Origin of the sequence: Mucilaginibacter sp. L196, from assembly GCF_009765905.1 — a bacterium.
Lineage (GTDB): Bacteria > Bacteroidota > Bacteroidia > Sphingobacteriales > Sphingobacteriaceae > Mucilaginibacter.
In genome coordinates this window covers 909,070-924,254 of record NZ_LMUO01000009.1, presented here as the reverse complement: position 1 = coordinate 924,254, position 15,185 = coordinate 909,070, and the positions used below count along the sequence as shown (strand labels likewise).

Annotated in this window: 13 protein-coding genes; 11 read left to right on the top strand and 2 right to left on the bottom strand. The window is 38.8% G+C overall.

Translation table 11 applies throughout. The features are described 5' to 3' along the window. Positions 1–85: 85 nt before the first annotated feature. From GSQ74_RS07495 to GSQ74_RS07470, 6 genes are read left to right on the top strand one after another with little or no spacing between them, the layout of a single operon-like run. The gene (locus tag GSQ74_RS07495) at positions 86–706 is read left to right on the top strand and encodes a hypothetical protein (RefSeq protein ID WP_158991725.1); all 621 of its coding nucleotides are present in this window, start codon (positions 86–88) and stop codon (positions 704–706) included. A gap of 17 nt (positions 707–723) precedes the next feature. Beyond that, entirely contained in the window at positions 724–939 is a 216-nt protein-coding gene (locus GSQ74_RS07490; protein ID WP_158991723.1) for a PRTRC system protein C, read from the top strand. A gap of 51 nt (positions 940–990) precedes the next feature. After that, the gene (locus GSQ74_RS07485) at positions 991–2,106 is read left to right on the top strand and encodes a hypothetical protein (RefSeq protein ID WP_158991721.1); all 1,116 of its coding nucleotides are present in this window, start codon (positions 991–993) and stop codon (positions 2,104–2,106) included. Next, entirely contained in the window at positions 2,081–2,830 is a 750-nt protein-coding gene (locus GSQ74_RS07480; RefSeq protein WP_158991719.1) for a PRTRC system protein B, read from the top strand. Before GSQ74_RS07485 ends, GSQ74_RS07480 begins: the two co-directional genes overlap by 26 nt. After that, positions 2,827–3,648, top strand: coding sequence for a PRTRC system ThiF family protein (locus tag GSQ74_RS07475; RefSeq protein ID WP_158991717.1), 822 nt, complete (start codon positions 2,827–2,829; stop codon positions 3,646–3,648). The genes GSQ74_RS07480 and GSQ74_RS07475 overlap by 4 nt, the downstream gene beginning before the upstream one ends. A 26-nt stretch (positions 3,649–3,674) precedes the next feature. Next, entirely contained in the window at positions 3,675–3,905 is a 231-nt protein-coding gene (locus GSQ74_RS07470; protein ID WP_158991715.1) for a hypothetical protein, read from the top strand. 165 nt (positions 3,906–4,070) lie between these two features. Here the strand turns inward: GSQ74_RS07470 and GSQ74_RS07465 are convergent, their stop codons facing one another. Continuing rightward, the gene (locus tag GSQ74_RS07465; RefSeq protein ID WP_158991713.1) at positions 4,071–4,802 is read right to left on the bottom strand and encodes a caspase family protein; all 732 of its coding nucleotides are present in this window, start codon (positions 4,800–4,802) and stop codon (positions 4,071–4,073) included. Further along, positions 4,799–5,590 (bottom strand): hypothetical protein, encoded by a 792-nt coding sequence (locus GSQ74_RS07460; protein WP_158991711.1) that lies wholly within the window; start codon positions 5,588–5,590, stop codon positions 4,799–4,801. The genes GSQ74_RS07465 and GSQ74_RS07460 overlap by 4 nt, the downstream gene beginning before the upstream one ends. Before the next feature lie 199 nt (positions 5,591–5,789). On the opposite strand from GSQ74_RS07460, the gene GSQ74_RS07455 reads away from it, so the two are divergent. The 5 genes from GSQ74_RS07455 (at position 5,790) to GSQ74_RS07435 (ending at position 15,185) form a co-directional block, all read left to right on the top strand. Beyond that, the gene (locus tag GSQ74_RS07455) at positions 5,790–10,277 is read left to right on the top strand and encodes an SMEK domain-containing protein (protein WP_256366284.1); all 4,488 of its coding nucleotides are present in this window, start codon (positions 5,790–5,792) and stop codon (positions 10,275–10,277) included. A gap of 284 nt (positions 10,278–10,561) precedes the next feature. Next, on the top strand, positions 10,562–11,377 hold the full coding sequence (locus GSQ74_RS07450) for a C1 family peptidase (RefSeq protein WP_158991707.1): 816 nt from the start codon (positions 10,562–10,564) through the stop codon (positions 11,375–11,377). Positions 11,378–11,405: 28 nt separating this feature from the next. After that, positions 11,406–12,092 (top strand): hypothetical protein, encoded by a 687-nt coding sequence (locus GSQ74_RS07445; protein WP_158991705.1) that lies wholly within the window; start codon positions 11,406–11,408, stop codon positions 12,090–12,092. An 859-nt stretch (positions 12,093–12,951) separates the two neighbouring features. After that, positions 12,952–14,178 (top strand): hypothetical protein, encoded by a 1,227-nt coding sequence (locus tag GSQ74_RS07440; RefSeq protein WP_158991703.1) that lies wholly within the window; start codon positions 12,952–12,954, stop codon positions 14,176–14,178. 2 nt (positions 14,179–14,180) lie between these two features. Further along, positions 14,181–15,185 (top strand): hypothetical protein, encoded by a 1,005-nt coding sequence (locus tag GSQ74_RS07435; RefSeq protein WP_158991701.1) that lies wholly within the window; start codon positions 14,181–14,183, stop codon positions 15,183–15,185.

Genomic DNA, 15,185 nt, shown 5'->3' with positions numbered 1-15,185 from the left:
ACTGGTCAATTTGACCCGGAATAGGTGGTCAGTTTGCCCCGGAATGCCTGGTCAATTTCCAGCGGAATCACTTTACCCTTTACCTATGAATCTCTGGTCAATTTCAGCGGAATATCCATTTATAGGTAACCTCAACCTCACCATTGGTAAACAGGAAAATGGTGAATTAGCTGTAGCGGTCTTTTTAGCTAATGATAAATTAAGCGACATGGCAGGGAAAGCAGTCCCGCCAATGCTGTTAAAAGGATTAGCCACAGAGTTGGACGAGGGATTTTTTAATGCCATTGCCTCGCCCGTAATGGCGACCAACGTGCTATTCTCCAATATGAATGACTATCAAAAAGGCTTGGATAAGGCGAAAGAACAGTCGAAAATCGAACAGGATAAAAAGACCAAAAACGGCAAAACTAAAACGACAGAGACAACCGATAAGGATAATGCGGACGATGTGGATGAAAATAATGAAACAGAAACGCTTTTCACACAGCCCCTTGACGATAAGTTAAAAAAAGAGGAAAGGAAGCAAGCCTATGATGCTTTAATGAAACAGGTAAGCGAACTCAATCAGCAATGCAAATATGAGGAAGCTATCGCACTTATGCCGACAACCGATGATTATCCCGAAAAATCCGAAGAAATCACCCGCAAACTGGCCGACCTGAACAAGCGAAAAGCGATGTACGATGAATTGAAAAAGGAGTTTTAACCTAAACCATTATTAAAATGATAGTCAACACATTGAGCAGGATATTCCTGCATAAGGAAAACGGGCAGGAAGTCCGTTTAGCCGACCCCGGTAAGGATTACAGCACCGAAGCGGTTTTGAATTTCTATTCCAATACCTACCCTATTCTGACCACAGCCAAAATTATCGGGCCGGAAATCAGGGATGATGAGGTGAGATACCGCTTTGAAACGACAATGGGAACGAAAGGGTAATATGAAAACGCAAAAAAACAGAACCGTAAAAATCACTAAGGAAACCGACCAATGGAAAATACAGCAATTATTCGGCAGCTACGTAGCAAAACTCGACCGTCTGCCCGATGCAGGCGAGGTTCAGCGAAACCCGTTAAGGAGCGCACCGAACGGATTGGTGGCAATGGTTTTCTAAACCACCAGTTTAAGCCGTTTTGGGCTTACAATGGTGACAGGAATGGCGTGGAAAGGGAGTTTTTTAACTCTCTTTCCAACCTCTGCGGGTATTTTGACTTGGCCTTGCCTGATGTGTCCGCCTATGCCTTTCCGCAGAACATCTATAAGTCATGGGAAATGGCCAACGGGCAAATCAAGAAAGCACATAAAAATCTGGACTGTATCATTGGACAGGATGCACAGCATAACTCGACCCTAGCAACCGTTAGCTGCATGGACACCGGGACAACCTTATATTTCATCCCGGTAAGACCCTATTGGCGATGGGCGCAATGCAGTCAGCAACAAACTATTGCAGAATTAGTACTGGTGATTTTTGCTTATCTACATCAGGTTGTCAAAATACCTTTCTATACCGAGGACGATAGTTGCTTGAACGGTCACTATGAAATGATAGAACAGTGGATCAATGATACCTATGGCGAGGAAGATAATGAACAGGAATATCAGGATGAACAGTTGGACGATCTGTACACCTTGAGAAATGCGGGTACGCATATCTACCGCCAATTAATTCACCCTCATTGGTTAGCGCAAATGGAAACGGTTATCCTGAATTACCGCCATACCGATAAATGGGAATTGGAATGGGAACTACTGGCATTAGAGTTTTTACAGCTTTACAGGCAATATCCCAACACCTCGGTGTTTGATAATATCCACCCCGACCTTTTTCATCCCGAAGAAGAGGAACGTATCGGTGCAGAGGAATATATCAGTTTCTATTGGAGTGGCAGGGATAGCATTATCGACACCTTAGACGAAGTAATCAATAACCGTTTTCAGGAAATGACGGTCATGGATGAACCTGTTGCCCTGCAAAAATTCGACCACATACCCACCGAAAAAAATACCGGATTTGATTTTGAAACCCGCCTGTTTGACCTGATAAAAAGGTTAAGCCAGCTTTTAAATGATTATGACAATGAAGAACGTGAGCAGGGAGTTTAATCAGCAATACGTGCCATATAAAGCGTTGTTGATGTACAAATGTGTGGAAGAAGACAATCACACCAACCAATATCAAAACGATACAGAACCACAAATCTATGTGGAGAGTTTTGATATTGGCAAGCAGGGTAAGCCCATTAATGCGCACCCCCTGTCGGTGAAAGAAATGCTCGGTCTGAGCGAGTTATTGCAAAGTACCCAAGAAATCAAAGGCGGCTATTTGAAAAGCAGGGGCATTATGCCAAACAAAGTATTGTATATCAACCCGCAAAACAATGGTCATGCGATATGGTACACCCCACCGCAGGAGGTTAACTTATTCTTTATAGACAGCTTAACCATCCCATCAGGCAAAGCCAAGATACCGGGAATGGTATGGAAAGCGACTAAAGAAAGCATACAGGTATTTGCCATAAAAGGCAAAGCAAAACCTACCGAAAAGACCGTATTGTGCCATGCGCCCTATTTCAATACGTCCAACAATGGCACTGTATGCATGGGAACAGTAACCATTAACATTGACCGCAATACCGCTTTGGAAGATTTTATGGCGCAATGGGAAAGCTATTTCTTCGGTAGTTATTTCAGCCACTCCATCGGTGGGCACAGCAACTCTAAAGTGAATATCGTACAGTTATGGCAGGGACAGGCCGGGACTGGCAAGAACTTCCCGCAGGAAGTATTAGTAAACAATGGCATGAACCTTAAACAACTGATGCAATGAAAATCAAGAAAAATCCAACTCCAAAAACAGCAGTTCATATTATTGAAAAGGAGCTGTTACAGCCTTATAACCCCGTTACCGTAAACCTGATTGGAGCAGGAGGTACAGGTAGCCAGATATTGACCGCTTTGGCAAGGATAAACCACTCCCTTATCGCCCTGAATCATCCCGGCCTCACTGTCAGAGTATTTGATGATGATAAGGTGGAAAGGGCAAACCAAGGCAGGCAACTGTTTGCCTCAGCAGAATTAGGGCAGTATAAAGCCGTAGTTTTCATTAACCGCATCAACCGTTTTTTCGGCACGAATTGGAAAGCAATTCCCGAAAAGTATGATAGTAAGTATCAGGGCAAAGCAGATACAGCTTCCGCCATCATTACCATATCCTGCGTGGACACGGTAAGCGCAAGGTTTGAGATAGGTAAGATATTACATACACAGAACAAAACAAGCGCTCATTACCGTAACCGCCCGCTTTACTGGATGGACTTCGGTAACAGCAAGGATAGCGGTCAGGTTGTACTGTCTACCATTGGTAAAATTAATCAGCCATTATCAACAAAGTATCAGACAGTAGAAAACCTGCCTTTTGTCACTGATGAATTTAAAGAGCTGCTGATTAGCTCAGAAAGTACCGACAACACGCCAAGCTGTTCATTAGCGGATGCCCTTGCCAAACAGGACTTATTTATAAACTCCTCATTGGCGAATCTCGGCGCATCGTTACTTTGGCAGATGTTCCGTGAGGGAATGATATTTAACAGGGGCTTCTTTCTTAACCTTAAAGATTTCAGGACAACACCCTTAAAAGTGGCTTGATAACGTATGCTAAACAAATTCTAACCATGAAAAACGCACTATATTTTATAATTACCTGCCTTGTTTCAACGGGCGCATTAATAGGGGCTTTAAACGGCAAAAATCCATTCCCCGCATTCGGCGTAGCGTTCGGGATATGGGCAATATTCGTTTGGGGCTACAACAGGCGATCCAAACGAAAAGCCGAAATGCGTTACCGGGGAAAACCTTTTGAGGATTATAGGAGGGCAAAACTGCGAAATAACCAGCGTAACTGATTTTTGCTATGTAGTAATAGCAAAGCCGGGCAAATTCCCGGCGGCCCCGGCATACCGGGGCCCTTTTCGCCACCTGCTTTATGTTGTTGTTACAGGTAAAGCAGTTGGCGGTTAATTTTAAAGGTTTCCTTGGAGAAATGGATATTCCTCCCCTGTTAATTATCATTACCCACGGATGCTAACGAATTTTACACCAAAGGGAAAATATAGTCTTCGCCTTTCGGCTATCATTATAGGATTTTGCGTTGTGTAAAAATGATTGGATAAATATTGTTTAGCAAATCCATGTGCCATATTTAAGCGTAATACCAAATCTCGCCGGTCTACTTCCGACCAGATCTCCGCTGCTTTTATCAGTGAAAACAGATAGCCGCCGCCTTGGGCCGTATCTATGGCTGATTCGTCGACATCTGCAGAAAAAAGTATGCTCCAACCGGCTTCCGCGCTCATGACAGCCTGCTCAAATAATTCTCTTGTCGAAGCTCCCGAGCCAAGGAAGGAGGATTCGTCGATGCCTTTTAATATCTCATTATTAAATGAATGAAACCCCCGGCATGCATCCATAATAATAGTTTGCCTTCTAGCACTTGTTTTTAAGTCAAAGAGTAGAATATCCCCTTCAGATACCTCCAGATACTGAGCGCCGGTTTCTGTTCCAGTACATCCATGACCACTGAAAATAATAAATGTATAATCCGCTCCATTAAGAAAATTAGCTATTGCCTCTTTTATCTTTAATGCGGTTGGATTTCTTAGTGATTTAATTTCACTGTCATGCCATCCTCCACCCAGGTCCGTTTGTAAATACCACCGGTAATTTTCGTTATCGGCGATTGTCCCCTCTAAAACACCGCTTTGCGTATTATCGCAATAGATGATTAATGCTCTTCTGATCATTTTTCTTTTGAACCGTCAAATTTTTTAATAATAGATGGCGCTAATCGCTCGCTACAGCCGGAAATCAGGCCTCCGAGTATCATCGCCGAATGGGTGGATTGTATTTTACTGAAGATTGGCAGGATAATCCCTGTCTTAATGCATAGCGCGATAAGCAGCCCCGAAATCATACCAGCCATAATCCGGCTCGCCGCTTCCATATAATGTAAATGTTTACTGGCATTAAAATCGAGATTAGTCTTACCCATTCTGAGTATAACGGATAAAAAAGCGCCTAATACCCCGGCTAGGAAAGACAGCAGGCAAAAAAACAGGGGGTCACCTGTCAACCCAATGAGGAACGGACGAAATAACCATAGGATTAAGCCAGTAACAGCTGCCCCTAAAGCAGCGACTGCGCTCGCATAAAGATACATATACCTCGACTGTTCGATATTCCTGTTAATGATAAATTCCTGGGCATGCTTGATCATTAGCTTGGCGTTCTCAAAGTCTTTTTCAAACGCGCGCACAAGTGATTCCCCGATCTGTCGTTTGAAACTGATGATGATATGTTTTGAGATATCATGACAAGGATAACTTTCGGCATGGGCCATTTCGTTCAGGATATAATTTAACTGTTTTTTTTCCTCCTCGGTTTGAGGCCGCTGGTCAAATTCATCCGTGGTCGACCAGTCAACGTCATATTCATTGTCTAAAAAAACGATGAAATCATTGTCCGCCAATATCAAGTGCCTGATGGGTAAATCGGGCCAGTTCTTTTCGTAAGCCCTTCCGTCTTCCTGCATGCTGTGTTAAGGTTTTGCATATAAATATATAGTTATTTTGATATTTTTGTTGTTTCACCAAAAATATTTGATCATCACCCGGAAATCTCGCTGCGAACTTTCCAATGTGGTACCCAGAAAAATATTTGCTCGAATATTGTTAGTTTTTACCAATAAAATATTACTACATTATTCCCCTAAATCTTAAGCAGCGTAACCAATGAGGTCCACAAGTTTGATTTCCGATATAAGAACATTGCTATTTCTAATGGCCGAGGAAATTCAGGATGCCAATAGCAGTGCCTTGCCCAACGATGCTTTCCAGGCGGAGAGTTTCTTTTGCGAATTACTAAATATGATTTTCGGCTGGGAACTGGCAAAAGCAAAAATAAATCAGGACGGATTTGATCTCTTCGATGCTAAAAATCATTTGCACGTCCAGGTTACTACCACCTTATCCCATCAATTAAAATATAAAAAGGTTATCAAATTTTTAGAGAAACATGCAAGCAGCAAAAAATACTGCACTTTCATTCTGCTATTTGTCTCCAAACGTGTTGACACTGGTATTTTGAAAATCCGGTCAGTTAATGAGACCAACTATGAGGGATTTGATATTCCACGTTTAATAAAGGAAATTATAGATAAAAAGAAGACAGCATTAAAACTGCAACCGATCTATGATATATTAAAGGCAGAAATGGGCTATGATAATTCCACAACAACCAGGAGCATCGCTGAACCGAAACAAAAGATCAGTCCCTTAAATAAAGATAAATTCTACGTTCACAGGGCAGATCTCATAACAGATCTATACACATTTACGCAGAAAGATAATGGCTTAATTACGGGAGGCCCCGGCTTTGGCAAGAGCTTTATCATTGAAGAGTTACAGCGATTATATAACCAGCATAAAATACCATGTTTCATCATTCGGATAAATGAACTGATCCAGGGTAGTAAAGAGGAATTAGCAACTGAACTTGGTACAATTTCCGATTGGTTGCAATCATTGGAAAAGGTAGTTGTGAGTAACAAACATCGGAACCTACTGATCTTTGACGCGTTTGATACCGCAAAAGAAGAAAACGTCCGGCTTGCTATCCTAAAACATATCAAGACCGCCATCGATACATTAAAAGATGGATGGAATATTTGCGTGAGTACCCGGACTTATGATGCCCAAAAATCACAAAAGCTAATTGATCTGTTCCCACAAGCTAATCTAACCAGGGAAATTACCTGCCGGTATATAGAAATCGATGAACTGACCGATAGGGAGATCGAAATAACCCTTTTAAAAAGCAACCGCTTAAACCAGGCCCACGGCAGATGTAACCCCTCACTAAAGAAACTGCTTCATATCCCCTATTTTTTTAGACTTTTTGATCAGTTAATACAAGGTACCGGGAAATTGCCCTTTTCAGTCATTTCAACGGAAGAGCAATTGTTAGCCCTTTATTGGAAAAGGTTCGTAAATAAATCTGAAAAAGAATTATTGCTTAATCAACTCACGAAAGAGCTGGGGAGAAGGGAACTACTAAGCTGCAATAAGTTTGATGTACTAAATAAGGATAACACGGAGGTTTACGAAAGTCTATTGAGCGATGGCGTACTATCTGAAACGTCTTATACCAGGCAAAATATCGGGTTTTCCCATAATATTTTATTAGAATATGCCCTATATGTTTACGTTTTGCCACCCTCACCAAATGAAATGATTTCATTTATCCGGATAAATAAACGTCATCCTTTTATATTTCGCAACAGCTATATTTATTTTTACAGTAACCTTTGGGGGCATTCACGTGAGTTATTTTGGGAACATTATTTTAAAATCAAAGACGAAAACTCTTCTGTGTTTCGATTATTTTACCAAACGATACTCAATTATATATTTAGCAGTTCATTTAGCTCAATCGCAGATTTTCAGCCGGTTCAAAACATCATTGACCCTGACGAAAGATCAATGACTACCAAAAAAATACTGGAAAGCATTCGTTTTATCAGGCCGGAGGATTTGACAAAACAGGACGTTGCTTTAATAGAATTGGCATCAAAAGATTTGCATCAATTCGTAATTTGGGATTTAGGTAATCTTATAGAACATGCTATAAAACGGTTTGCAAATGTTCCTGTACAACTTAACAAATTAGCCGTTGCCTGTTCCAGATATTTAGATTATGTCATCATTTCCAGGAATAATCCGGAGATCAAATTAAATGTGGAGAATAATGGCTTCCATTGGGGAATAAATAATTATTGCAAAACCTTAACCTATCAGAAACAATATAAGCGGCCAATCAAAAAGATCCTTGAAATATTAAAAGAGGAAGATTTTCCAATTAATTTCTTTTACCATCTGGCAAATAATATAAACTACATTGCAGCAAAGGATATCGATTTTGCTCTTCAGGTCTACACAGCAATCTACGAAACTAACGAGAACAGTAAGAAACAAACAAGTCTCGGAAATAACGTGGTCATGCCCTTAAGCAGCAATAGAAAACAAGATTTTAATGGCGTCCATCACGAATTGGAAAGAAGGTACAAACAACTACTTTGTACAAACCCTGCAGCATCTATTGCAGCCGGATTAAGAATTGTCGATGCTATTTTATTGAATAAACACACCTATTGGAAGGAAAGAGAAACCTTTCCTATTGAACTGTTAGACATTCAAACAACGATGGTCTATGATCATTCGGTCTATGATTACAATATCGAAAAAGACTATGGTACTTTAGCACATATAAAAAACATTTTCGCTTATTTCCACCAGCTTATCGAAGACGGGAAAAAGGAGGAAATCTTAAACCTCTTGAAAATTTATATTGCCAATGCCAAATCAACCATTTTATGGGTAAGGCTAACGCGATTTCTGGAAAAGCGGATAGACATTTTTCATGAAACTGCTTTTGAGTTGCTTAATTCTGTGGGTATTTATTGCAGCGATTATACGCTTTATAACGCCGGCGAGCTTTTAAAAGCCGGCTGGAGCCATTTTAACGCCTTCCAAAAAGAAAATATTGAACGCACTATTTTAGCCAGGCCACTTACGGGATACCAGGATGAAAACGATCTGGCGAAAATCAAAGTCCAGGTTTTAAGCTGTATCCCTGAAGGAGAGGCTTTGCTTGAGCAGTCGAAACAGTTACTTAATCAGCATGGGAGGGTTGTAAATAAGCCCCCTTACGATTACAGCATATCACATGGCTATTCAGCCAGGCCGGAGGAATTAATGATCCGAGCCGGTGTTTCAACCGATGTACCGCAGGAAGTTACGGCCTACAACCTGATCATTAAACTTTCAGAATTTAATGAGCCGCATTTATACGCCAATAAAGCGAAGAAGGTAAAGCCACCTTATCCGCCGTATGTACCAATCGCCGAAGAATTAATAGAACTAAAAAATCGTTCCGGCTTCAATGCTACCCTAAATATTAACTGTGATGACGAGATTAGTAAATTCTTCAATGTTATATCATACAAGGTAAATAAAGGCGAGAAAGCATTGATTAAATTAATGGAGGAAACTGCTTTACAATATATTGATGATCCTGCGTATCTAACCGTTTCTGAAGACGGAGATCTTAAAAACGAAAGCACATTTTTTTCCGCATCTCCACGAACATTTTCTACCAGCGTTATCATTAATTTAATGATCCTAAAAAAATCCGATCGGTTAAAAAATAAGCTGGTGGAATTGATCTCGGACCCGACACAAAATGTTCGGTTGAAAGCGATCAGGGGCAGTTTAATTTACATCTGGCATGCTGATCATGAAATATTCTGGCCTATTGTACATGCAAGGTTAAAAATTGAAACCGATGCACTTTGCTATCAGGGCTTGCTAACGTCATTTAACTATGATAATATTTTGTCAGCCGATCTGGAGCTGGCAGAGGAAGCTGTTGGATTTGCCAGTCAGAAAATCAGAGAAAATGAAACAAATGACGACCTTGACCATATTTATGTCAGTCTTCTGCTACGCCTATTTATAAAATTCAAGAGTGAGAAAGCACAAAAATTGCTCTATGAAAATATGCATGTTAAATCAATTTGCAGGCAAATACTAATAGAATGTTTTGAAATTATCGACCCGCATAACAAAGCTTCGGAATTTCGGGCTATCTATTTCCCGGAGGTCTCCACTTTGCTCAAAGACCTGCTGGCGTTAACTTTTTCATCAGTGGAAACAAAATCTCTTAAAGACCCTACGGTAAATGATGAGCTGGAAACAATAGATTTTTTCATCCAGCAGATGTACTTTAGCATCACTAATGGTCGTGGTGAAAATCGGGGAAACCTGATAGATACCAATAAAAAGATCGCTTACTATAAAAAAATCAGACTGCTTATAACCCAAATTATTGATAGCTCAAAAAATTTACAACAAGGTTTTATGGTTGCTCATTCTGGCTACTATATGATGCAATTACTAAATTTCGTTTTACCATTTGAGCCTTCCTACGTACTTTCTTTAGCAAACGATACGGTTTCCTGTGCGGCTTCCAATAATTTCACCTATGATTATACCACCATGACGGAAACAATCAAATTAACCGAACGGGTTTTTGCGGATTATAGAAGCATTTTGAATAAAGATGATAATTTTAATAAGATGCTAACTATACTTGACCATTTTTCCGGTTCCGGATGGATGGAGGCTTTAAATTTGACATGGAAGTTAAAAGACATCTTTTAAAGATGCGGAAGTCCAATAATTCCACATAAATTTTAGTCACCTTAAAATATTTACACCAATATTCGGCGGCATAATTTATACAAATGTCTTATATAAATTATGCGGTGTAAATATCATCCTTAAGATAGACGCGATCCTTATTCACTCCTTTCCTCTGCCTGTTCCATCCAGATCTGGCGACAAATGATCAAACCTACAATAAAGGCTGAAAAATTTACTTTTATTTCAAATAATATTTATATTTAACTATAATTCAGAACCTTATAACCTTATTCACCAATGTCATGAAAAAAATCATATTCATATTATTTAGCTTAATCATAGCAAATAATTCATTCGCTCAACACGCTTTAGGCGCATTACTTTTAACCAGTCAGGAATATGCCGCCTTACCGCATCTTAACTTATCTGCTGTAGGGCTTAAAAAATTACTGGCACCATTGCCACCAGTAATGACGATCACTTCTCCCCCTGTAGGAGATCAGGGAAGTGAAGGGGCTTGCGTCGGATGGGGTGTTGGCTATTCAACGATCAGTTCGCTGTGGGTATATCCAACAACTATTTATAACTCATCAAATGAACTTAGCCCAAGTTATATTTATAACCAGATTAAACAAGGCAATTGTGCCGCAGGCTCGTATGTCAAGGACGCTTTAAATCTAATCGCAAGCCAGGGTGATTGTTCAATAGGAAGTATGCCTTACGTTGATGGGGACTGTAATACCCAGCCAAATTCTAATCAACGCGCCGAAGCACATACTAAAATTGTAGCCGGCTGGTTTGCGCTCGCTCCCACGGATGTAAATGCAATGAAAATAAGTATCTGGAGTAAGACTCCGGTGATAGTCGCATTTAACGTTACGCAGGCCTTTGATACTATGTGGGCGAATGGTGGAATATGGACAACGAATGGCGGCACTGCCAGGGGCGGTCATTGTGTAGCAATTATCGGATATGATGATACAAAAGGCATGTTCAAAGCGCAGAACCAATGGGGAGTATCTGGTGGAGACCATGGATTTTTTTGGGTAACCTACGCTTTGGTACAAAGTGGTTGCTTTCAGGAAGCCTATTCATTCTCAGATGCATTTAAATATTAATATTATTTTCAACCTTACTTCATAAAAGATGAAAACTTTAATTCAATTTATATCCGCTTTTACCTTAATTCTTTGCTTTGGATCATGCGCTATTTTTAAACCTCAACCACCTAAGATAATAGCGCAGATCCCTGTTAAACCTGTTTTCGCTACTATTTTCAGTGACTTTGAGGCTGCGCGGAAAACGATAAGCGATCTATCAGGAAAAAATGCTCCCCATACTATAGAAATCACGGAGGCGGATGTGGCTTTTGATAATACGGTAACCTTTCTAAACCAGGATTACCTGAGTTTATTGATTTTCAAAGTTGGTTATTCTTATACCAAAAAAAAGGACAATACACTAACTTATTCTTTGATGATTACCCCATCATCTACGATTGCCGGAAATCTTTTAGACCTTGCCCAAAGGACATCTGTGGATCGGCAGGCGAAACTGGTTGCAAAACATAAAATTGCCCCGGGTAGCACACCTCCTTCAGATGGTATAGCAGATATGATTGTTCAGGCTGCAAAACAATTTATAGATGTTTATATTAATAATGCAGACGATAAAGTAGAAAAAGACCTAACGGTTAACATCGCTTTTTCCGTAGACCAAAATGGTAGTGTGGAATTTACAGGCCCCATAGGTGAATTTACGCCTGACCTATCTGTATCAAGAGATGTACAAAACACGCAAACGTTAACCTTAAAAATGGTAATAGACAAATAGCATAGTTTTTAATCGCTTTAATCTATTAGGTTGAAAAACCTTCGTGTAATTTTTTATACAGAGGTTTATTTTTTTCAATAATTACTGTAGCGTAATCAGTATTATTTAGATAATGTAGTTTAAGAAATGTTAGATAGTGAATCAGCTGTCCATAGATTTTAATAACTGTCGGCTGTTGTTTTTGCTTGTAAACAAGTTTTGACTATTTTCTTCACATCCATTTACCCAATGTCTTAACATTATATATTTAGCATCGAATTCTCCTCTAAATTTCTCCTTTAGATGGAAATACTCTAACACTTCCGCCAGCGATGCAGATATTTGTTCATCGTTGACTTTATATTCCGGCAAGCACTCTTGAATATAAACTAAATATCTTCAGCAGTAGATAAACCTCTTTTTGCTCATCCGTTGCGATGCTTTTATATAAGCCCCATCAGTACCTGAGACTTGTTTAAAAGCGGTCTTTTTTAATCATCTAAAAAACAGTTCGAGATTTGACCAGTATGGGCTATTAGACTGAAATTTCCAGCATGTTTACCGCGCTGATACCATGCCAATTCTCGGCATTTGAATGGTATCAAAAGATTGTTTCAAGGATGCGAACATTGAATAATAAATGCATTCTTATTTACACACGGCACCAACAATTTATTATTTCAAAATTTGCTGTAACTAAGTGAACAAATCGGCTTCGGATTTCCTGGCAACCCGTTTTCGCAATGCGAAAACATGCTTCCTTAATTATCCACTATTATATATGGTGGCTTAATATTTCTGTAAGTTAATCTGAAATTTCTCATGATCTAGAGTTTATTTGTATATTTATTACTTTATACCTCAACTTATCAATATATCATTGTCCTTAGATAACGCCATAAGATTAACATTAAAAAACGGAGGGGCATTTACCTCTTTTCGATTTTATACGGAGTTTTTGCCTGAGCTGACTATTTTTTATCGTTCAAGGTATAAAGGTGAACCACCATATTTCGTCATTGACAGAAATTTAAAACTAGAACCCTCGGTATTGCCATTGTTAATTGCTTTAGGTGTCTATTTAAAAAATTATCACAAACAAAGTATTTTTCTAGACATTGAAAATGATTTTACGGATAACGATGTTATTCGATTGCTTTTAAGATCTGATTTTTTATATATTATTGGCAATAATACAAATCCTACATTTCCAATTGGAAAACGCATATTTCAATTCGATCAAACTAAAATTGGTGCACTAACAAACAAACAAGATTGGAGATCAGATCATAAAGTTAGAATTTATTCTATGAATGATACTGGCGTAATTGATGTTAATCATATTAAGGGAGAAGAAGCCAAACGCGATTTTTTGATTGAACATTTTTCTTTTGTAGTTGTAGAACATTTTTATAGCTTATTAAGTGAGATGGGCGTATCTGAAAATGCCAAAAATAATCAAGTTGATATTCTTTCTGAGCTTATAACAAACGGTTTATACCATTCCGGATCCGATGCATATGTAATGATGTTTAACAGTCCCTATAAAACAATATGTTCCATTGCGGACAATGGTATTGGGCTACAAGCAACAATAAAAAACAAAGAAGCAAGTGCTTATTATGAGCCATATAGCATTGTTAAGGAATTAACTGGAAAAACAGGGATAAAAGTCTCTGAACAAATTCAAATATGTATTCTATCAATTTTTGAAACTTTCTATTACAGTATGCTCAAAGAAAGGCAGGGGCTTTTCGACCTTATGCTTAACATCGTGGTCAATTGTCAAGGATATTTTAGGCTGCATTGCGAAAGTGTACAAATAATTGTTTCTGCAAGAATGATGGAGGAACTTAATGAACTTCAAATAATTAGGAATGAAATAACCCATTTACACAACACTTTTAACCTCGGCCGCATTCAGGAATTGGAGTTTACCAACCGAATGATTCCTATCTCACAAAATGCACGCACCTCAATTATCAAACTAGCTCATAATATATTTAAGAAATATACAGAGGACGTCCGCTATTCTGCGCTTCGTCTTTTAGAAACAAAATTTAACGGAGTACACATTGAAACTGAAATACCTATTCAAAATAATTAAAAATGGTTATATCAGCAATACGTAAACAAGATATCATATATGTGATGGCTCACGCAGAGCAATCATATACAGGTACTTTTTTAGCTGATAAAGGCGATCCTAACACTCATATTAGTCAAGGGATACTAGGGGTTGAGTTGACTAGGGAGACATTGTTGAATATAGCCGAATTTGTCAAAAATCAACCGCAACCTTTTAGCTTAGTGATCGATTTTAGCAAAATAAAGGACATACAATCAAACCAGCAAAAATGGGTAATTGAATTAAAAAAGCGGGTTCAAAAATTGATTTTCACTAATATTTCAGATTTTATTGTAAAGAAATTAAATATCGACTTATACGATCATAATGAAATATCAGGAGATGCCTACGCTGCTTTTTACCTTACAGATGCTAAAGAGCAAATCCAACTGGAAAACTTAGACGCTTTATTTGAAGATGCCTTTGTTGCCCGTTTACAGAAAAGTGTGATTGAAACAAAAACAGAAGACGGTTATCGTAGTAATTCTCCGATTTACATTCCAAAATTTGTAGATATTAAAAGTATTATTGTTGAAGATCCTCATTTCTTCCTTTATGTAGTCTATCGGCTAGCCACAACTATTAATCTTAAGCGCGAATGGGCGGAACACGCTGTTAAGCCTATACTATTCTGCCAAAATTTGAACGGTGCATACATTGCATCCATATTATCCAGTTTTCTCAAATGGAACTTGTTATCAATGGATCATATAGGACCAGTAAACAAGGTTTATACAAATATAGGAAGCAAAATAAAATCTGACGCCCGTTATCTGGTTGTATCAGATATGATATGTTTAGGCACAGAATTACGGATATGTCAAAATATTATAAATTACTCTGGTGGACGATATATCGGAAATGCATCAATTATTAAGGTTAACACACTAATCCCGGAACACCAGCCAAAAGACGCAGTAAGCGTTTATGAAATATCTAAAGGTCACAATCCAATTGATTTTAAAATTTTAACTGCGCTTGATTAA

Bases quoted from the DNA above. Each gene is read 5' to 3' on its own strand.
- GSQ74_RS07490 (WP_158991723.1), top strand. From the start codon at position 724: ATGATAGTCAACACATTGAGCAGGATATTCCTGCATAAGGAAAACGGG.
- GSQ74_RS07485 (WP_158991721.1), top strand. From the start codon at position 991: ATGGAAAATACAGCAATTATTCGGCAGCTACGTAGCAAAACTCGACCG.
- GSQ74_RS07455 (WP_256366284.1), top strand. From the start codon at position 5,790: ATGAGGTCCACAAGTTTGATTTCCGATATAAGAACATTGCTATTTCTA.
- GSQ74_RS07495 (WP_158991725.1), top strand. From the start codon at position 86: ATGAATCTCTGGTCAATTTCAGCGGAATATCCATTTATAGGTAACCTC.
- GSQ74_RS07450 (WP_158991707.1), top strand. From the start codon at position 10,562: ATGAAAAAAATCATATTCATATTATTTAGCTTAATCATAGCAAATAAT.
- GSQ74_RS07475 (WP_158991717.1), top strand. From the start codon at position 2,827: ATGAAAATCAAGAAAAATCCAACTCCAAAAACAGCAGTTCATATTATT.
- GSQ74_RS07470 (WP_158991715.1), top strand. From the start codon at position 3,675: ATGAAAAACGCACTATATTTTATAATTACCTGCCTTGTTTCAACGGGC.
- GSQ74_RS07465 (WP_158991713.1), bottom strand. From the start codon at position 4,802: ATGATCAGAAGAGCATTAATCATCTATTGCGATAATACGCAAAGCGGT.
- GSQ74_RS07480 (WP_158991719.1), top strand. From the start codon at position 2,081: ATGAAGAACGTGAGCAGGGAGTTTAATCAGCAATACGTGCCATATAAA.
- GSQ74_RS07435 (WP_158991701.1), top strand. From the start codon at position 14,181: ATGGTTATATCAGCAATACGTAAACAAGATATCATATATGTGATGGCT.
- GSQ74_RS07445 (WP_158991705.1), top strand. From the start codon at position 11,406: ATGAAAACTTTAATTCAATTTATATCCGCTTTTACCTTAATTCTTTGC.
- GSQ74_RS07460 (WP_158991711.1), bottom strand. From the start codon at position 5,590: ATGCAGGAAGACGGAAGGGCTTACGAAAAGAACTGGCCCGATTTACCC.